The sequence below is a fragment of the Marinobacter nitratireducens genome (assembly GCF_000708045.1).
Classification (GTDB): Bacteria; Pseudomonadota; Gammaproteobacteria; order Pseudomonadales; family Oleiphilaceae; genus Marinobacter; species Marinobacter nitratireducens.
The window spans coordinates 202,244-221,804 of sequence record NZ_ANIE01000003.1 but is presented as its reverse complement, the minus strand read 5'-3'; the positions used below and the strand labels follow the sequence as shown (position 1 = coordinate 221,804).

The 19,561-nt window shown below is 55.8% G+C and carries 20 protein-coding genes; 15 read left to right on the top strand and 5 right to left on the bottom strand.

The features are described 5' to 3' along the window. The first annotated feature begins 19 nt into the window (after positions 1-19). Entirely contained in the window at positions 20-1,942 is a 1,923-nt protein-coding gene (gene dsbD / locus D777_RS02870) for a protein-disulfide reductase DsbD (protein ID WP_036128558.1), read from the top strand. 7 nt (positions 1,943-1,949) lie between these two features. Here the strand turns inward: dsbD and tusA are convergent, their stop codons facing one another. Beyond that, on the bottom strand, positions 1,950-2,198 hold the full coding sequence (tusA, locus tag D777_RS02865) for a sulfurtransferase TusA (protein WP_406564759.1): 249 nt from the start codon (positions 2,196-2,198) through the stop codon (positions 1,950-1,952). A 78-nt stretch (positions 2,199-2,276) separates the two neighbouring features. On the opposite strand from tusA, the gene D777_RS02860 reads away from it, so the two are divergent. After that, positions 2,277-2,567, top strand: coding sequence for an antibiotic biosynthesis monooxygenase family protein (locus D777_RS02860; RefSeq protein WP_036128556.1), 291 nt, complete (start codon positions 2,277-2,279; stop codon positions 2,565-2,567). Here D777_RS02860 and rlmM read toward each other — a convergent pair. Continuing rightward, a complete protein-coding gene (gene rlmM / locus D777_RS02855) occupies positions 2,564-3,640 on the bottom strand; it encodes a 23S rRNA (cytidine(2498)-2'-O)-methyltransferase RlmM (protein ID WP_036128554.1) in 1,077 nt (358 codons plus the stop codon). The genes D777_RS02860 and rlmM overlap by 4 nt on opposite strands. A gap of 115 nt (positions 3,641-3,755) precedes the next feature. On the opposite strand from rlmM, the gene D777_RS02850 reads away from it, so the two are divergent. After that, positions 3,756-5,609 (top strand): sensor domain-containing diguanylate cyclase, encoded by a 1,854-nt coding sequence (locus D777_RS02850; RefSeq protein WP_036128552.1) that lies wholly within the window; start codon positions 3,756-3,758, stop codon positions 5,607-5,609. Here D777_RS02850 and D777_RS02845 read toward each other — a convergent pair. After that, on the bottom strand, positions 5,590-6,279 hold the full coding sequence (locus tag D777_RS02845) for an alpha/beta family hydrolase (RefSeq protein ID WP_081849450.1): 690 nt from the start codon (positions 6,277-6,279) through the stop codon (positions 5,590-5,592). The genes D777_RS02850 and D777_RS02845 overlap by 20 nt on opposite strands. A 188-nt stretch (positions 6,280-6,467) precedes the next feature. On the opposite strand from D777_RS02845, the gene ccoN reads away from it, so the two are divergent. From ccoN to D777_RS02800, 9 genes are all read left to right on the top strand, one after another. Then, positions 6,468-7,898: a cytochrome-c oxidase, cbb3-type subunit I gene (ccoN, locus tag D777_RS02840; RefSeq protein ID WP_036128550.1), complete on the top strand. Its 1,431-nt coding sequence runs from the start codon at positions 6,468-6,470 to the stop codon at positions 7,896-7,898. A 15-nt stretch (positions 7,899-7,913) separates the two neighbouring features. Further along, positions 7,914-8,522, top strand: coding sequence for a cytochrome-c oxidase, cbb3-type subunit II (gene ccoO, locus D777_RS02835; protein WP_036128549.1), 609 nt, complete (start codon positions 7,914-7,916; stop codon positions 8,520-8,522). A gap of 5 nt (positions 8,523-8,527) precedes the next feature. Then, positions 8,528-8,713, top strand: coding sequence for a CcoQ/FixQ family Cbb3-type cytochrome c oxidase assembly chaperone (locus D777_RS02830; RefSeq protein ID WP_036128546.1), 186 nt, complete (start codon positions 8,528-8,530; stop codon positions 8,711-8,713). Continuing rightward, complete coding sequence (ccoP, locus tag D777_RS02825) at positions 8,710-9,600, top strand: cytochrome-c oxidase, cbb3-type subunit III (protein WP_036128545.1); 891 nt, start codon at positions 8,710-8,712, stop codon at positions 9,598-9,600. The genes D777_RS02830 and ccoP overlap by 4 nt, the downstream gene beginning before the upstream one ends. Positions 9,601-9,740: 140 nt before the next feature. Continuing rightward, positions 9,741-11,171, top strand: coding sequence for a cytochrome c oxidase accessory protein CcoG (gene ccoG / locus D777_RS02820; protein WP_036128543.1), 1,431 nt, complete (start codon positions 9,741-9,743; stop codon positions 11,169-11,171). 45 nt (positions 11,172-11,216) lie between these two features. After that, positions 11,217-11,732, top strand: a complete 516-nt coding sequence (locus tag D777_RS02815; protein WP_036128541.1) for a FixH family protein — start codon at positions 11,217-11,219, stop codon at positions 11,730-11,732. Further along, positions 11,732-14,179 (top strand): heavy metal translocating P-type ATPase, encoded by a 2,448-nt coding sequence (locus D777_RS02810; RefSeq protein ID WP_036128539.1) that lies wholly within the window; start codon positions 11,732-11,734, stop codon positions 14,177-14,179. Before D777_RS02815 ends, D777_RS02810 begins: the two co-directional genes overlap by 1 nt. A 36-nt stretch (positions 14,180-14,215) precedes the next feature. After that, positions 14,216-14,428 carry a cbb3-type cytochrome oxidase assembly protein CcoS gene (ccoS, locus tag D777_RS02805; RefSeq protein WP_036128537.1) on the top strand — a complete coding sequence of 71 codons (213 nt, stop codon included), beginning with the start codon at positions 14,216-14,218 and terminating at the stop codon, positions 14,426-14,428. Next, complete coding sequence (locus D777_RS02800) at positions 14,428-15,123, top strand: sulfite exporter TauE/SafE family protein (RefSeq protein WP_036128536.1); 696 nt, start codon at positions 14,428-14,430, stop codon at positions 15,121-15,123. Before ccoS ends, D777_RS02800 begins: the two co-directional genes overlap by 1 nt. Here D777_RS02800 and ttcA read toward each other — a convergent pair whose 3' ends face one another. Beyond that, a complete protein-coding gene (ttcA, locus tag D777_RS02795) occupies positions 15,124-16,041 on the bottom strand; it encodes a tRNA 2-thiocytidine(32) synthetase TtcA (protein WP_036129563.1) in 918 nt (305 codons plus the stop codon). Positions 16,042-16,113: 72 nt separating this feature from the next. Between ttcA and D777_RS02790 the strand changes: the two genes are divergently transcribed. From D777_RS02790 to D777_RS02780, 3 genes are read left to right on the top strand one after another with little or no spacing between them, the layout of a single operon-like run. After that, positions 16,114-16,755: a TetR/AcrR family transcriptional regulator gene (locus tag D777_RS02790; protein WP_036128533.1), complete on the top strand. Its 642-nt coding sequence runs from the start codon at positions 16,114-16,116 to the stop codon at positions 16,753-16,755. A 30-nt stretch (positions 16,756-16,785) separates the two neighbouring features. Next, complete coding sequence (locus tag D777_RS02785; RefSeq protein WP_036128532.1) at positions 16,786-17,451, top strand: DNA-J related domain-containing protein; 666 nt, start codon at positions 16,786-16,788, stop codon at positions 17,449-17,451. Positions 17,452-17,485: 34 nt separating this feature from the next. Next, positions 17,486-18,520, top strand: coding sequence for a polysaccharide deacetylase family protein (locus D777_RS02780; protein WP_036128531.1), 1,035 nt, complete (start codon positions 17,486-17,488; stop codon positions 18,518-18,520). Between the two features lie 9 nt (positions 18,521-18,529). Here D777_RS02780 and D777_RS02775 read toward each other — a convergent pair whose 3' ends face one another. Next, the gene (locus D777_RS02775; RefSeq protein ID WP_036128529.1) at positions 18,530-19,552 is read right to left on the bottom strand and encodes a MalM family protein; all 1,023 of its coding nucleotides are present in this window, start codon (positions 19,550-19,552) and stop codon (positions 18,530-18,532) included. Positions 19,553-19,561 lie beyond the last annotated feature (9 nt).

Here is a 19,561-nt window from a genome sequence, read left to right as displayed (position 1 = left end):
ACAGGATTAGCGACGCCCCATGAGCAAATCAGCCACTCGTCCCCGGAAGCTCTCTCTACAATGGTTGATCGCCTACCTGCTGGTTGCTCTGCCCCTGCTCGGTGCGTCGTTGCCAAGCCTGGCACTGGGCAACGGCTCTTCGCTTTTTGGAAACAGTAATAATGGCTTCCTGCCTGTCGACGAAGCCTTACCTTTCAGCTATCGCACCGACGACACGGCCGTTGTACTGTCGTGGGATATCACACCCGGCCATTATCTCTATAAAGGGCGAATCAGCGTCAGGTCCGATTCCGACGGCGCTACCCTCGGTAAGCCCGCCTACTCGCTGGAGAGCGAGGCTTACCAGGACGAATATTTCGGCGACGTTGAGGTTTTCTACGACCCGGTCGAGGCACGAATTCCCGTTAGCCTGGCAAGCGGTGTCGAAGAGGCCACGCTACAGGTTACCTATCAGGGCTGCGCCAAAGCCGGCCTTTGCTACCCACCTCAAACACGTGAGGTTCTGTTCTATCCGGGCACTTCAGCAACGGCCGCAGCGGAACCTTCACCTACAGCCTCAGGAAAAGGCTCTTCCGCTGGGAATGAGACCGCAGAGACAGAGGAGCTCGACACGTCCTCCGCAACAGGGCTTGCCGGTTTCCTGGCCCGCCAGTCCACCGCCGTGATTGTCGGCGTGTTCTTCCTGCTCGGCCTCGGCCTGACGTTTACACCGTGCGTGCTGCCAATGGTCCCCATCATCTCGAGCCTGGTGTCCGGCCACAACACACGAACCACTGGCCACGCGTTGATGCTGTCAAGCAGCTACGTAACGGGTATGGCCCTGACTTACGCAGCTGCAGGTGTGATCACAGGTCTGCTGGGAGCCAGTTTCAATCTTCAGGCCCAGCTGCAATCTCCCCTCGTGCTCAGCGTGTTTGCGGTTCTTTTCGTCATCTTTGCGCTCTCCATGTTCGACTTGTTCGAGATACAAATGCCGCGCTTCATCCGGGAGCCCCTGAATGATGCAAGCCATCGCCTGACAGGTTCCAGGGTGCTGAGCATTTTCGGCATCGGTGCGCTGTCTGCACTGATTGTCTCTCCCTGCGTGTCGGCCCCTCTCGCCGGCAGCCTGCTGTACATATCGACAACCCAGGATGCAGTTATCGGCGGACTCTCTCTTTTTGCACTCGGCCTCGGCATGGGCGTCCCCCTGATTCTGGTTGCCGTAGGTGGACGCAAACTTCTGCCGACCACAGGCCACTGGATGACCTCGGTCAAACACTTCTATGGGGTGATGTTGCTGGCCGTTGCCATCTGGCTTGTTGAGCGACTGGTGCCAGCATGGGCGTCTCTGTTCCTGTGGGGAATGCTGGTTGCAATCACGGGCGTTCAGCTCGGCGCCTTCGATGCGGCCAAAGCCGGCTGGGAACGCACCCGTAAAGGACTCGGGCTGGTTATGTTCGCCTATGGTATTGCATTGCTGGCCGGCGCAGTCAGCGGCGCAAACGATCCGCTCAGACCTCTGGCACCCTTTACGGCAGCTATTGCAGCGTCGCCATCATCCGCTGCCTCCCCCATCGCGGTAGCAGAGCACGGCGGCTTCCTCCGCACCGACTCGCCTGTGGAGATCCGGGAACTCCTGAGTCAGGCAAGCACCCGGCAGCAACCCGTGATGCTCGATTTCTATGCCGACTGGTGCATCTCTTGCAAAGTCATGGAGCGCAACGTATTCAGCCATCCCGACGTACAAGCGGCCATGTCGTCATTCAGACTGCTCCAAATCGACATCACTGAAAATACGCCCGAACAGCAAGCTCTGTTAAATGAACTCGGTCTATTCGGCCCACCGGCCATTCTTTTTTACGGCCGGAACGGTAATGAACGGACAGAGCAACGAGTTCTGGGAGAAATGGATAAGGAAGAGTTTGTTGCGCACCTGAAAGGTCTCAAGCTGGGCGCCTGAAACGTCGTCAAGCACCCCCACGACGGATCAGATACACGTATTCTCCATCTTTTTCAGCTTCGCTGACCAATTCATGGCCCAGAAACTGACAAAACCTCGGGATATCCCGCGTGGTTGAAGGGTCGGTTGCGAGGACTCTCAGGATCTCTCCCGGCAACACGTCATTGATACGGTTGTGCAGCATCATGACCGGTTCCGGGCAGAATAAACCCCGGGCATCCAACTCGGATTCATACGCGTCTGCCACCAAAGCCAGCTCCTTGAATTTCACCTGTATTTTCAAAAATATCTGCTAAATTACTGTTTATAACCGTGAATAATTGAGGGGTACACAATGATCCGGGTATTGATCGAACGCCATATCGCCGAATCTCTGGAATCCGCTTACGAGGAACGCGCTCGCAAAGTCCTCCAACAAGCCGTCGCAGCGCCGGGGTTTATTTCCGGGGAGACACTCTCCGACAGCCATGACCCCAATCACCGAATTACTCTTGCCAACTGGCGCTCTGAGGCCGACTGGGACCGCTGGTACCATTCGGAAGCACGACGGGACCTGATGAGTGAATTGGTTCCAATGATGGACCGCGACGAGACCATTACTGTATTGGAGCAAAGTTCTGTCTAACCAGTTCGCTCGATGAAACACGTAATTTCTTCCCGGTCATGGTACAGGTGGCGGGCACGGAGCTGGTATCCAACCCCGGCCTCTGCCAGACCGGATTCAATCATATCACGGCAGATCAGCCACTCGTCGTAGCGCTTCTTCATCGGTAGTTTGAGATTGAAAATGGTGTACTTGCAGTGTCCATTTGCTAGCCAGTCAACCGCCAGTTTTGCAGTTTTTCTGGGCTGATCGACAATATCGCAGACCATCCAGTCGATCCCACGCCTTGGCCGCCATAGGTAACCGTCTGCCCTAACATGCTCAACATGGCCCGAGGCCATCAAGTCCTCGTTCATGGGACCATTATCGACGGCGGTGACCATCATACCCTGACGAACCAACTGCCAGGTCCAGCCACCGGGAGCCGCCCCCAGATCAGCAGCCTTTTTTCCGCCACCGAGATAGTCCAACTCCTGCGCCGGTGGAAGAAACACCTTCCAGGCCTCCTCAAGCTTCAGTGCCGAGCGACTGGGCGCAGAGGCGGGCAATCTCAGGCGAGGTATCCCACCAACGAACCGGGCCCGATTCTTTCTCAGGCTGTATCCGATCACCACGACAGAGAAATCCGGCACCAGAATCTCAAAACGAGCGTCCGCCTGCGCGTCCGGGGCCTTCATCAGGAAACCGGTATCTCGCAAGCCCCGGGAGAGCGGTGACACCCACTTCCTGGCGAAATTTCCAAGATCCCGGTCACTGTTATTTTCGGGCAGCCGGACCTCCAGACGGGCGCACTCAGGAAAGTCGCAATCAAGCTCCCTTATAGCATCAATAACAGCCCCAACCCGATCCTTGTCAGGTAATGGAAAGCGGCCGACAACCACAAACCAGTCACGGGTGAAAACCAGTTTCTCGAGCGGCAACCGCTGCATCAAAAGATCGGATGTTGCGGGCGTCGTCAGGGAAAACCAGACGAGTCCCTGCCCCTTCACCGGCTCGAAATATCCGAATATCCCCAGGTTGCCTGCGGTATCAGTTAACTCGCGCCCCGCCTCGGTTTCAAAACCGGGGCGACAGAATAGAAGAATCTGGTCCATAAGCGGTCCAATTGGAGGAGCGGCAGCAACCAACTCCGTAAATTTGAATCTGTTTAACAGCGAAACTTGTGTACATCGGCTACATTCTCCGCCTTATGGATTGCGGAAGCCCGAAATGTCACTGTTGACCCGACTGTTCCTCGCCATCGGTTTTGGCCTGTTTGCCATCAGCGCCATGGCCCAGAACCCCGGCGCTGACACTGGATGCAATACCCTCGATGCTACCGATGATCTGGCACGGCAATCATTGATGAGCTACGTATGCTTTCACAGCGCCCCACCGGAAGACCCCGCTCATCAGGCAAAATCCCCGGAACAGCTTAGCCAAGACCTGAACTGGACACCTGCCAACGGCCACGATCTCGTTTTTAGCCATACCAACTCCGTGTATTGGGTTCAGTTGAAGGTCCGAAACTCCGGCAGCACCCAGCGCCTATGGTACCTCAAGCTTAACTACCCACTACTGGATGAGGTGACTTTCTGGCAGTCGGGACCCAATTCCCCGGAGAAAATACAGACAGGTGATTCTTACCCCTTCGCCTCGCGGGGCGTAGACTACCGGTATTTCCTGCTCCCCGTCACCCTGGAACCCAATGAAAGTCGCACGATCACGCTGCGGGTGAAGAGCAGTGGCGCCCTGAACGTACCTCTTACCTTCGAAACCCCGGAAGAGGTAATTTCCCATAGCAATCATCTAACGCTGACTCACGGCATGTTCTATGGCGCCATGTTGGTGTTTGCCGCCTTCAACCTACTTTTATTCTTCAGTTCGGGCACGGCGTACTATTTCTACAATGCTTTCTACATGGCCGCCATGGGGCTTTTTCTCTTCGCCATGGGAGGTTTCGGCAATCAGTATTTCTGGCCGGAAAGCGCCGGCTTTGCAAATACCTCGATACCACTGGCTCTCGCGCTATGCGCATTGTCGATGACACTGTTCGGGGGCTCTTTTCTTGAGATCGATAAACGAACCAGACCAGCCTTGGCCGTCAAAACCCTCGCCTGGGCCTGCATTGTTTTCCTGGCGCTGACCTTCGTGCTCCCCTACACGAAGACCATACTCCTGAATACCGTTCTGGCGCTCGTTGTTATCTCCAGCCTGTTTGTTATTGCCTTGATTCGCTGGCGACAGGGTTACCAGCCCGCCATCTGGTACGTGGGCTCCTGGCTCATCATGCTCATCGGCGCCCTCATTTATGCGATGGCGGCATTTGGCTATCTCGCCGACTTCCTGGCCCGGGAATCACTGATGCAAATGGCCGTGGGCGGCCAGGTTATTCTCCTGAACTACGCCATGGTCCAGCGCTGGCGACTGCTTCATGAAAAGCTTCTGGCGGTCGAGCACGGTGCCCGTACCGAACTTGAGTTCAAGGTCCATGAGCGTACAGCCCAGTTGCGAAATACAATGAGAGAGCTTGAGAAAGCTAACCGGCAGCTGGCGACTCTTAGCCTGAACGATTCATTGACCGGGCTTTATAATCGCCGCCACATGGACAACGTATTGCCAGAGCTCTGCGCTGAAGCCCGGAGAACAGGCCAGCCTCTCACACTTGTGCTGATCGATGCCGATCACTTCAAGACCATAAATGACACCTGGGGCCACGGGTTTGGCGACACCTGCCTTCAGGTCATCGCTGAAATTCTGACCCGGCATGTTAAGCGACCTCGCGATATTGCCATTCGTTTCGGAGGTGAGGAGTTCGCTCTGCTGTTACCCGGTACAGACGTCCATGGCGCCCAGAAAGTTTCCGAAGCCATACTTGGCAACGCTGAACACATTTCCCTTTCCGGCCCCGATGGCGAACCCGCGCGCATCACGCTGAGCGCAGGCATTGCCTCACTTGGGGAGAATGAAGACAAAGAACAGCTTTTTGACCGGGCAGATAAGGCGTTGTACCAAGCCAAAGAACAAGGAAGAAACCGTTCGATCGTCTCGGAAGCCGTGCCGGTTAGTCAGTGCGACCAATAATGGCCTGCTGGACAAATCGCATCGTTTCGGATGCAGCTTCATCGATCAGGTCCTGCTGTGAGCGCTTAAGACGCACTGGGGCCGAATAATCGTGGTTCCCGCCCTCAAGCCATTGCACGCTGACCCCACCTAATTCCGAGACGCGCTCACGAACCTCATCCGGTTTGCCGAAAGGATCTCTGGTTCCCTGCAGCACCAGCATAGGCACCGGAATAGAGGAAAAGTGGTCGATGCGCCAACGGTCGAGCTTACCGGGCGGGTGAAACGGGTAACCAAAGCACACAACGCCATCAATGCCGGGCTTGTCTGCCGCCAGGATACTCGCCATTCGACCACCCATGGATTTTCCGCCAACCAGCAACCGGATATCCGGACCCAACGCCCCCTTAACCTGATCAACTACCTCTGAGAAGCAGTCCAGCAGCTTGGGCTGCCGGTCCGGTGGACGTTTTCGGCCATCATCCCTGCGTTTTTGCATGTAAGGAAATTCAAACCGGACGCAGGCAATTCCCTCCTGCTCCAGAGCACATGCAAGCGCTTCCATAAAGGGAGAATCGGCTGGGGCGCCGGCTCCATGGGCTAAAATAAGTACAACTTGAGCACTATTTGCAGTTTCTTTGGTATAAATCAATTTCACGAAATTCACCTCACTGGCCCAAGGGGCTATCATTGCTTCCTAAGCAACGTCTAAAACCTGCACAAGAAAGCCGCTGAATAACGAAGGTTGCAAGGATGCATGTTGCTGATTTCGGCGCATTTGACGGGAATCTACAGTTGACCTGAGTCATTGCAAACAGCTAATGGTTTCTCCATACTTGCGCCCGCACATTTCCCCATTCTAAATCCATTGGTAAGGCTATGAGCACAGTAAATCCAAACCTGACATACAACTACAAGGTGGTGAGACAGTTCGCCATCATGACAGTGGTATGGGGTATCGTCGGGATGGGCCTTGGCGTGTTGATCGCTTCTCAACTCGTCTGGCCTGCAATGAACCTGGACCTGCCCTTTACCCATTTCGGCCGCCTGCGGCCGTTGCATACCAACGCTGTAATCTACGGCTTTGGTGGAAGTGCCCTGTTCGCCACCTCCTACTACATCGTGCAGCGCACCTGTCAGGCCCGTCTGATCTCTGACAGCCTGGCAAGCTTCACGTTCTGGGGCTGGCAGGCAATCATTGTATCTGCAGCGATTACCTTGCCAATGGGTCTGACAACAACCAAGGAATACGCCGAACTGGAATGGCCGATTGACATTGCTATCACCCTGGTCTGGGTGACCTATGCATTGGTCTTCTTCGGCACCGTGATGAAGCGGAGCACACCGCACATCTACGTTGCTAACTGGTTCTTCGGTGCCTTCATCATCACGGTTGCGTTCCTGCACGTTGGCAACAACCTTGAGCTGCCAGTCAGCGCATTCAAGTCCTACTCTGCCTACGCAGGTGTGACTGACGCCATGATGCAATGGTGGTGGGGCCACAACGCGGTAGGCTTCTTCCTGACTGCCGGCTTCCTGGGCATGATGTACTACTTCGTTCCGAAGCAGTCTGGCCGCCCGGTATACTCATACCGCCTGTCAATCGTTCACTTCTGGGCGTTGATCGCCACCTACGTATGGGCGGGTGGTCACCACCTGCATTACTCTGCCCTGCCAGACTGGGCTCAGACTGCAGGCATGATCATGTCCCTGATCCTTCTGGCTCCATCCTGGGGCGGCATGATCAACGGCATGATGACTCTCTCAGGCGCTTGGCACAAACTGCGCACTGATCCGATCCTTCGCTTCCTGGTGGTTTCCCTGTCCTTCTACGGCATGTCCACCTTCGAAGGCCCGATGATGGCCATCAAAACTGTGAACGCACTGTCTCACAACACTGACTGGACCATCGGCCACGTACACTCCGGTGCACTGGGCTGGGTAGCGATGATCAGCATTGGCTCTGTCTATCACCTGATTCCAAAGCTTTGGGGAGTTCAGGCCATGTACAGCACTGCATTGATCAACATCCACTTCTGGCTGGCTACCGTCGGTACTGTTCTGTACATCGTCGCCATGTGGGTAAACGGCATCATGCAGGGCCTGATGTGGCGCGCAGTTAATGCTGATGGCACCCTGACTTACAGCTTTGTGGAATCTGTCGAAGCTTCCTATCCGGGATACTTTGTCCGCTTCCTGGGTGGCGCCATCTTCCTCAGCGGCATGCTGATCATGGCCTATAACGTGTACATGACCGTTCGCCAGAAAGATGCGGTTGCGCAGGACAACGCAGCGGCCCAGGCGGCGTAACGGGAGAGAGACCAGATGAATCACGAAATTATAGAAAAGAACCTTGGCCTGATGATCGTACTGATCATCCTGACCATCTCAGGCGGCTTTCTCGTTGAGATCGTTCCCCTTTTCTTCCTGAAAGAGACCAACGAGCCGGTAGAGGGCCTTGAGCCCTACTCCGCCCTGGAACTGGAAGGACGGGACATCTATATCCGTGAAGGTTGCCACGTGTGCCACACGCAGCAGATTCGTCCGTTCCGGGCTGAAACAGAGCGCTATGGCCACTACTCCGTTGCGGGCGAGTTTGTTTACGACCGCCCGTTCCTTTGGGGCTCCAAGCGGACTGGTCCGGATCTGGCCCGTGTAGGCGGTCGCTACTCGGACGCCTGGCAGCGCCAGCACCTGTTCAACCCTCGCAGTGTGGTACCTGAATCAAACATGCCAGCATTCCCGTGGCTGTTTGAAAACAAGGTCGACCACACCGGAACCGCGGCAAAGCTGGAGACTCTGCAAACTCTGGGTGTTCCCTACACCGACGAGCAGATCGCCAATGCTGCATCGCAGGTTGAAGGCAAGTTCGAAATCGAAGCTCTGGTCGCATACCTGCAGCAGCTGGGTACTGTGATTTCAGACAAACGGTGATCCCCATGGATTTGAACGAGTTACGCGGAATTCAAACCCTTCTCGTCATGGCCGCATTCTTCGGAATCATCTGGTGGGCGTACAGCGCCCACCGAAAGAAGGCCAACGATGAGGCAGCTCACCTGCCCTTCGACGACGATGAAGTCGACAAGCGTACTCTGGAACAGGAAAAAACGGAGAAGAAACAATGAGTACCTTCTGGAGCATCTGGATCAGTGTGATCGTGCTCGGTACTGTTTTTGGCTGTGTCTGGCTTCTGTGGGCAACCCGTAAGAACCAGACCACAGACGTTGAAACAGACCGCACCATGGGCCATTCCTTTGACGGTATCGAGGAATACGATAACCCTCTGCCGAAGTGGTGGTTCTACCTCTTCATGGCAACCTGCGTGTTTTCACTGGGTTACCTGGCACTCTATCCAGGCCTCGGTAACTACAAGGGACTGCTGGGCTGGACATCTCACAACCAGTGGGAAGCCGAGGTCGCTGAAGCAGAAGAGAAGTACGGCGAAATCTATGCTCAGTACGGGCAGACTCCGGTGGAAGAGCTGGCTACCAACGAGGACGCCCTGAAGATTGGTCAACGCCTGTTCGCCAACAACTGTGCCGTTTGTCACGGCTCTGCGGCCCGCGGCCAGGTCGGTTTCCCGAACCTGACCGACGATGACTGGCTGTATGGTGGTACTCCGGAAAAGATTCTGGAAACCCTCCACAATGGCCGCATGGGCAATATGCCTGCCAAGGGCGTCATGCCTGGCATGACCAATGAACAGGTTGACCAGGTCGTCAACTACGTCCTCAGCTTCAGTGGTCGTGAGAAAGACGCTGCTGCTGCTGAAGCTGGCGCTGGCGTGTTTGCTCAAGCCTGTGTGGCCTGCCATGGCCCTGATGGCAAGGGCAACCAGGCCATGGGAGCGCCTAACCTGACCGACAACACCTGGCTCTACGGCTCTACCTATGACTGGATCAAGGAAACAGTCATGAACGGTCGTCAGAACCAGATGCCGGCCCAGGCAGGACGTCTGTCAGAAGATCAAATCCAGATCCTGGCGGCATACGTTTACAGTCTGTCCAACTGAAAGTGACTCAGTCAGGGCGGTAACGCTCTGGCTGGTCTTTTCAACCCTGTGTCTGAGATCCCTCGCGGGCACAGGCTTGAAAAGATCAGCAGACCCCTCCGGGCCCGCTCCCAGATTTTCCGTATCCTCGGGAGGTAACGATGAGCAGTGAAATTCCGGTCAAGCAGGTTGACCCTTCCCCCGGCCCCTCCAAAAACAATAAAAAAGGCGAAGCCGTCGAGCTGTACGCCAGCCGCAAAAAGATCTATGTAAAGGAAGTCAAAGGCTTCTTCCAGCGCATCCGTAATGTCAGTCTGACCTTGCTGATGGGTATGTATTTTCTGTTCGTGTGGCTTACATTGGATGGTCAGCCGCTGATTCACTTCGACCTGCCGGCCCGGGAATTCCACCTCTACGGCGCCACATTCTACCCGAAAGACTTCATATTACTTTCAGGCATGCTGATCATCTGCGCCTATGGACTGTTCTTTATCACCACCCTGTTTGGCCGTGTCTGGTGCGGTTATACCTGTCCTCAGACCGTCTGGACGTTCATTTTTATGTGGGTGGAAGAGCGCATAGAGGGCAGCCGTAACAAGCGCATGAAGCTGGACAAGAGTCCCAGCAGTTCCGAAAAACTCTTCAAGAAGTCGGCCAAACATGCGGCCTGGCTTCTGATAGCACTGGCCACGGGTCTGACGTTCGTTGGCTATTTCTATCCGATACGGGAGTTGATCGTTGATCTCTTCACCTTCCAGGCCAATGGCTGGGCCTATTTCTGGGTATCCTTCTTCACGATAGCCACCTACCTCAATGCCGGTTGGATGCGCGAACAGGTGTGCCTGTACATGTGCCCATACGCGAGATTCCAGTCCGTGATGTTCGATCCGAATACTCGTGTCGTGTCCTATGATCCCAATCGTGGTGAACCACGCGGCGGACGTAAAAAGGGCGTCGCGCCGTCCGAAGTCGGACTGGGTGACTGTATCGACTGCGGCCAATGCGTACAGGTGTGCCCGACCGGCATCGATATTCGCGATGGTCTTCAGTACGAGTGCATTGGCTGCGCACTTTGCATTGACGCCTGCGATGAAATCATGGAGAAAATGGATTACCCGAAAGGGCTCATTCGTTACACCACGGAAAATGAACTCGAGGGCAAGACATCGAAGCTGCTGCGTCCACGCACGTTTGGTTATGGCATCATGCTGGCCTTGATGATCTCAGCGATCATCGTCACGATTGCCACCCGCGTACCAGCCCAACTTGACGTTCTCAGGGATCGTGGCGCACTGTTCAGTTTTAACGGCCAGGGGCGGATCGAGAACTCGTACACGTTGAAGATAGCCAATATGACCGAGGTTCCCCAGACCTTCACCTTGTCCGTGGCCGGTCTTGAAGACATTCAGATCCTCACCGAAACGGAAGTCACTGTTGCCAGTGGTGAGAACCGCTCGCTGCCGACGGTCGTTGACGTTCCACCGGAATCCATCAACGAATCCAACAATGAAATCGTCTTCCAGGCAACGTCGGGAACAGATACATCACTGTCTCTTGAAACTGAAAGCCGATTTGTCGGTCCAACGCGCTGATCCGCAGATCAGCGCCCGACTGAGACATCACAGAGATATAGCATTATGAGTGAACAAGCTCCTGTAGCACCCTGGTATCGCCAGCCCTGGTTCTGGTTTCTGACCATTTTTCCACTGGCAGCCATCATCTGGTGTATTTTCATGATCATCGTCGCGATCAACATGAAAGACACCATGGTCACCGATGACTATTCCAAGGAAGGAAGGAGCATTAATATGGACATTGCCCGGGATGAACGGGCCAGTGCTTTGGGCTTGGCAGCCGAGTTGGATTTCGAGGGACGGGAAGTCTATATGTCACTGGACTCCACCGAGGGGCCGACAGACTTTCCCTACCTGGTACTCAACCTGTACCACCCCACACTGTCTCAGAACGATCGGACCATTCAGTTCCAGGCGACTGGCGATGGACACTATCAGGGTCGCATGATGGACAACATCGATGGCCGCTGGTACTACGACCTGCGCGGCCCGAGCAACGAATGGCGACTGAAGGGAGAAGCCTGGCTACCTGCCGAAAATGGACTGACCATTCGCGCAAAAGATACTGACAAGGGCTGATGCCGGACAACTGCTTCCACTGCGGTGAGCCTGCCACTGGTGAGCCGCCAATCAGCCTTGAGCTGGATGGAAAAACGCGCCCCTTCTGCTGCCAGGGCTGCAAAGCTGTCTGCGAAACCATCCACCAGGAAGGCCTCACCGGCTTCTACAACTTCCGAACTGAGCCCGCGGTCACACCTCGCGAGCTCACAGAGTCGGAGGTAGCCCGTCTACGCGAACTGGATCACCCACTGGTCCAGCGCTCCTTTGTTGTACCGGTCAAAGGCGGTCAGGAAGCCCAACTCCTGATTGGCGGGATCACCTGCGCAGCCTGTATCTGGCTGCTTGAGAATCACATGAAACAGCAGCCTGGCGTGCTGTCGTTTTCAGTAAACCATACGACTCAGCGTGCGCGTCTGGTTTGGGCACAGGACCAGACATCGCTGAGTAACCTCCTGATAGCCATACACGAGTTGGGCTACACAGCCCGCCCCTATCAACCTGACGAGGCTGAACAGGCACTCAAGGCAGAGCATCGCTCGATGCTGATTCGGCTCACTCTTGCGGGAATCGGCTCCTTCCAGAGCATGATGCTAGCCTTTCCGCTTTATTTCAACATGATCACCAGCGTAGACCCGGAGTTCGTCACCTTCTTCCGCTGGTTCAGTCTGCTTATCGCCACCCCGGTGGTGTTCTATAGTGCAGCACCGTTTTTCCGGAACGCACGCCGGGATATTCAGTCCAGACACCTGACCATGGATGTCCCTGTTGCTATCGCCATTGGCCTGGCCTATGCCGCCAGCGCCTGGGTAACGGTGGCCGGCGGCGAAGAGGTATACTTCGAGTCCGTATGCATGTTCACTTTTTTCCTGCTTTTGGGACGCTACATTGAAGTTCAGGCGCGTTACCGCGCAGGCTTGACCGGCAATGCTCTCGCAGGCTTTCATCCGACCGTTGCCGCACGAGTGCAGGGTGAACAAACCGACATACTCCCTATCCATGAGATCGTTCCTGGCGACATAATCCGGGTCCGCCCCGGCGAAACCCTTCCCGTCGACGGGGAAATCGCGAGGGGGCAATCCACGCTGAACGAGGCCGCTCTGACCGGCGAATACCTCCCCGAAACCCGGTTTCCGGGAGACACCGTACACGCCGGCAGTATCAACGGCGAAAACCCGCTGGACATCCGGGTAGTCAAGGCCGGAGCAAACACCCGCTTGTCCGGCATTTTGAGAGTATTGGATCGGGTCCAGGAGGATAAACCGAAGGTCGCCATGATGGCGGATCGTATGGCCGGAAAGTTTGTGGGACGGGTGCTCATCCTCGCTCCGGTGGTATGGATTGGGTGGTGGCTTGCCGGCGCCGACAACGCGTTTGATATTACCCTTTCAGTTCTTGTCGTCACCTGCCCCTGTGCCCTGTCGCTGGCCACACCAACGGCGATTACCTCAGCAACTGTAAAATTGCGGCGGCTTGGTTTCCTGCCAACAAGGGGGCACACCCTGGAGGCCATGAATGATATCGATACCGTCGTGTTCGACAAGACAGGCACCCTGACCCGAGGCGAGCTTGCGCTTGTTGATCAGGATACCACGGGGTCGCTGGACAAGGAGGCCTGTCGCAAACTTGCAGCGGGCCTGGAGAAGCATTCCGAACATCCTATTGCCAGAGTCTTCCACGGATTCCCGGCAGCTGCTGTGGAGGACGTGACCAACCATCTCGGTGGTGGTCTGTCGGGCTCTCTCGGCGATCATGTGTATTTCATTGGCCACAAATCGTTTGTTGCCGACCACGTGAACGCTCTTCCCCCCTCAACGAGCGCCCACGATGGCATGGAAATCTGGCTCGGCTCCGAGCAGGAATGGTTGGCCTGCTATCGGCTTGATGATGAGCCGAGAGCTGACGCCGCGGCTGCGATTGAATCCCTCCAGCAGGCAGGCATTCACACCGTGCTTCTCAGTGGCGACCGATCTGGACACGTATCCAGTATTGCACGTCGTCTCGGGATCGAAGAGGCCATTGGCGAAGCTTCACCAGAAACGAAGCTTGAGGTGCTGGAACAACTGAGGGACCAGGGACGCCACATCATGATGGTGGGTGACGGCCTTAACGACCTTCCCTCAATGGCCGGAGCTGGCGTTTCCGTGGCAATGGGATCCGCTGCAGACCTGACCCAGATGAAAGCAGACGCCGTGCTGTTAAATGGCCAGTTGTTGCAACTGGTAGAAGCTTTGCGCACGAGCCGGAAAACCCGAAAAATCATTCGCCAGAACCTGATCTGGGCGTTAATTTACAATCTCTGCGCCCTGCCCCTGGCCGCAGCAGGTATGGTCGCTCCCTGGCTCGCGGCCATCGGCATGTCCATCAGCTCACTGGTTGTGGTTCTCAATGCACTCAGGTTGGGCCGGACACCCGGATCGGAGCCGGATAGCATCAACACACCGGTTGGCGCCCGTGTTCCGTCCTGATACCGTGAACTCAAACCCTTTTTCGGAGATAGTACCGTGCAAATTGTCATGATCCTGGTACCGCTCGTGCTGATCGTCGTTGGCTTGGGAGTTCTCCTGTTCTCGTGGGCTGTGAAGAGTGGTCAATATGACGACCTGGAGGGGCCAGCCCATCGCATTCTCTATGACGATGACAAAGACATGATTCCGGAAGAAGCCCGTGTTGACAGGGACGAGACAGCCAAAGACGAGGGTGAACCGAAAAGCTGATGGCGCCAGAGCTTTACATCAGTTACCCCAGCGCATTCCTGATTGGCTTGCTTGGGAGCGCCCACTGCCTGGGCATGTGCGGCGGTATCAGTGCCTCTCTCTCAATGGCGCTTCCGGTAGGCAAAGGGTTCCGGACGCGCCAGACCCTGATGCTTCTCGCCTTCAATCTGGGCCGCATTGCGAGCTATGCAACCATTGCGACGCTCATTGCAATAATGAGCACCTCCGCCGCCACCCATTGGACAGGGGTCGGCCTGGTTCTGAGAGCGATCGCAGGACTGCTTCTCATCATGATGGGGCTATCGATGGTCCAATGGTGGCAGGGCATCCGTTACATCGAACGGGTGGGCGCTCCAATCTGGAAACGGCTGTCGCCGCTAACGCGCCGACTTTTACCCGTCAATCACGGGAGTCAGGCGTTGGCGCTGGGCGCGCTATGGGGCTGGCTACCTTGTGGGCTGATATACAGCACCCTGGGCTGGGCAGCGCTGCAACCAACAGTGACTTCAGCTGCGCTGACCATGGTCTTTTTTGGTCTCGGCACCCTGCCCTCCATGTTAGCAACAGGGTACGCCGCAGGCTGGGTCCGAAACGTCCAGAGCAACCCACTTTTCAGACGCACCACCGGCTTTTTCCTGATCGCCTTTGGCCTCTGGACCCTGCCCTGGGCAAGCGTCCAGACGGCATTTGCCTGATCAGATATTCAACACGTCCAACCGGCCGAAATCACCTCCGTCTTCCGCCCCACCAGACTGAACAACAGCCTGACGCTTGCCACCAAGCCTTTTACCGTCCTTGAAGTCGTACAGATCGGTGTCTGCCAGATGAGAAGGTTCAACGTTGCACATGGCACGAAACATGGTTTCGAGGCGCCCCGGGTGCTGCTTATCCCACGTCTGGAACATCTCTTTGATCACCTGCCGCTGTAGATTTTCCTGAGAACCACACAGATTACAGGGAATGATCGGAAATTCTCGCAGCCCAGCATAGCGGGCAATATCCTTCTCGCGACAATAGGCCATCGGGCGAATAACGGTGTTGCGGCCATCATCACTGTGCAGCACCGGCGGCATGGACTTCAGTTTGCCGCCATAAAACATGTTGAGGAACAGGGTTTCAAGCAGATCGTCCCGGTGGTGACCAAGGGCAATCTTGGTTACGCCGTGCTCTTCGGCAAAGTTGTACAAAATGCCTCGCCTCAAGCGTGAGCAAAGCCCGCAAGTGGTCTTCCCTTCGGGGACTTTTTCCTTAACAATACTGTAAGTGTCTTTCTCGATGATGTGGTATTCGATTCCCATCGATGCCAGATAAGCCGGCAACACCTCTTCAGGAAACCCTGGTTGTTTCTGGTCCAGGTTAACGGCAATGATTTCAAACGACACCGGCGCACTTTTCTGCAGGTTGAGCAGAATGTCCAGCATGGCATAGGAATCCTTGCCGCCTGACAGACAACACATGACCTTGTCGCCGGCTTCAATCATCGAGAAATCGGCAATGGCCTGACCGACTTCACGGCGCAGACGCTTCTGCAGCTTGTTCAGTTCCTGCTTCTGGCGGCGCTCAAGCTCCGGAGCAGCGGATGATTCGGGACTGGCGATTGTTGCTTCAGACATACCAACTACGTTCATAGGGAAAATGAACCGCGAATTATACGCCTCCCGAGAGGCCAGGGACAGGATACAGACATGGATATGTTGCATTCGACCACTGCCGTTGCCGGTAAACGGGAACGTAACCGGATCAGAAACCGCCAGGCGATTCTCAGTGCCGCACGAGAGTGCTTCAGAGAGCAGGGATACGACAATTCCACGATCAGGGACATCGTCCGGCGAACAGGGCTGGCAGCGGGCACATTCTATAATTACTTTTCCAATAAACAGGACATCTTCGCCGCCCTGCTCACCGATTTTCTTTCTCGGCTCAACGACAACCTGAGCCTGAGCCGGCGCGGGGCAAGTGACGGGGAGGATTTCATCCATCAGGCGTACCTGGCGCTCTATACCGCCACAGCGCGAGACCCTCTGGTCTACGAGTTGGCACACCGGAATGAATGGGCGCTACGAGAGTTATTCGGATCGGACATCCTGGGGCTAACGATGCTTTCCCTGGAGGAAGACGTCCGGGAGGCCATAGAGCGGGGACTGTTACCCGACATGGATCATGAATACCTGTGTGCCGCATTTTTCGGTGTCGCCTACGAGATCAGCCTTGCACTGGCACGTCGTGCCTATGAACACCCTCAACAGGCTGATGATGAAGCCCGCAAGGCAACTGTATTCTCTACGAATCTGTTCCTGGGAGGCATAGCCAGGCTTTCCAGCCTTTAAGGGTAAGCCTGACTCACCTAGAATTGGACTATGACCAACTTGGGCCTCCGCGACACCAACACAGACATGCCTGAACCCGACAGAGTGCTGGACGCACATATCCAACACCTCTTGGTCGCGGTGGAACACGAACTTCGTGAGACCCAGGGTGGCCTGAGCGAACTGGAGCTTATCAAAGCGTTGCAGCGCCCGCCCTGGTCGCTGATTGGCGAGGTTTCGTTCCATCGACCAGAAGCGCTCTACCCGGTTCACTTTCTCTTATTCCATGTGCTTTACCGGCTCCGGGACCAGGTCGCGGAATCGGGAGAACAGCTAGACATATCCCCCCTGGCAATACGGCTGACAAAGCAAGACACCGTCGCTGGTACTGGTCTGCCGGACGGCGTTGACAGTCTTCGTCAGTTCTACCTGGATCTGTCCCAGTACGAGATGTCCGAAGCCGTAATCCACCAGATGATGGACAATTTCTGGGCTGGTAGGTCGGCCGGCCAACCAGCGCGGGCAGACGTGGTCGCCGCGGCGGAAACCCTCGGCTTTGATAAGGTTCCTGCGGAATTTCAGCAGGTGAAACGCAGGTTCCGGCGGGCCGTTATGCAGGCCCATCCCGATCGCGGTGGTGAAACGGAAACGATTCAACGACTCAATCAGGCGTTTTCGTTGCTGAAGGCCCATTTTCGGGCATTGCCCCACCCCTGATCCCTTGGCTCACAAGATCCATACAGGAGATTCCATGGCAAAACGACTTGTATCCGCCAACCTGCTTGCCCCCGCCATTCTTGCGTTTTCCGGCAATGCCTGTGCAGATCTGGTCGTGCTCCAATACCACCATGTCAGTGATGCAACACCGGCATCCACGAGCACCTCGACCTCACTGTTTGCAGCCCAACTGGACCTGATCTCAGAAATGGACCTGTCCGTCGTGCCGCTCGAGAGTGCAACCAGAGAAGCATTAGCCGGCGAGGCCGAAAACGAGCAACTCGTTGCCATCACTTTCGATGACGCCTACGAATCGGTCTATCGAAATGCCAGGCCCCTGCTTGAATCCAGGGGGGTTCCCTACACCGTGTTTGTAAATACGGACGCCGTCGGAGGCCAGGGTTACATGACCTGGGAACAACTGGCTGAGATTTCGTCAACAGAGCACGTTACCCTGGCGAATCACAGCACCGATCACGGACACTTGGCGCGCAAGCCGGGAGAATCACAGGACCGATGGTCAGAGCGCATCGCATACAGCCTTGACGATGCAGCAGAGGAGCTGCAACAACGTATTGGGAGCGGTACACCTCTGTTTGCCTATCCATACGGTGAATTTGACAAAGGCTTACTGCACGCCGTTCAGGAGCGCGGCTGGTATGGCTATGGACAGCAGTCAGGCGCCATTGGTAAAGGCTCAGACCCGACAAGACTGCCGCGGTTTCCAATGGCCAATGCTTACGGTCAGCTCGGTAGCTTGAAGGATAAACTTCTCAGCAAAGCGTTCCCCATTGATGGAAGCCAGTTACCTGATGGTGTCATCGAAGATAATCCTCCGGTACTGACATTTACGCTTCCGGATGGTTTCACGGCATCACGCCTCACCTGCTTCGGATCTGGCATGGGGCAGATTGAGATTTTTGAAACAGGCGATGGAGCGGTTTCAGTGGAGGCGCCAGAACCGTTCAACAGCCGGCGCTTCCGTTACAACTGCACGTACCCATCAGGCAATGGACAATACTACTGGATGTCACAGCAATGGCTGGATCTGGAACAGCCTGAGGACTGAGGCAAGCAGTCACTCGTCCTCAAACATCATCAACCCGAGCTCACCCGACCTTACGTGCGATATGACCCGGGGCCCACTGGCAGTCTCAATAACTTCCTGGGCAGCCAGATCCTCGTCCCGGGTGAATATCACCACCCAACGCTCGCCCTGAGCCGGGAAAACGGGCACCCAGGCTTCGAGGAATCCTCTCCGGTGCCAGTTTTCCGGCTCATAGCGCGGTACCAGATCAGTCACAAGTCGCAGCGGTTTAAAGTTGCGATCCAGGAAGACTAGAGAGGGTACAAAAACCCCGTCATTTTCATAGGAACGCAATCGCATCACGAAATCGGGACGGGTGATCACACTAGACAGAGCCACCAGATGGAAAGGGCTCTCACCCGTTATGAACGTATGAACCGATGCCTCTGGGCTGATATCAACACCAAACTCCCGGCCCTGCTGCCACTCCGTATGATCTTCGGTGTCCAGGCCCTGGCAACAGCTTTCTGTAAATCGTTCGAAATAGGACTCAGAGCGGTTCTCAACCCCCAGAACCGCCAACGCATCCGGGTCATAACCGTCAACTGGCTCTGCCGGCACCGGAACAACACCGGGGTAATACACACTGGCTGGTGTAATCTCAATCGGCGTAGCCGTCACCCCCTTGTCGGTGTCTGAGCGAACGTCTGGTCGATAGTAGCTGACCCGGACATTTCCTTCTGCATCCTGCCAGGTAAAGTACGGCTGAGGATCACCGGGACGGACATAACCATTCTGCTCGAGCTGCTCCGCGTCGGGATAGTTTTCAAGGTTAAACTCCCCGTCACCTGCAGCGCCGTCGACGACCGCGCTGGCCTCATCAGCTTCAAGCGCCTGGACCGAATTCTTTTCCTCGGATTCGGCAATCGGGGTATAGCGCACCCGCCCCTGCTCATCGACCCAAGTGAAATACCCCTCTCTCTCTGAAACCGTTGAGCCACCGACCTGACACCCACCAAGAGCTACGGACGCCAGTATTGCGTAGACAACGCCAATCAACCTGAACCTGATCATAACCCGACG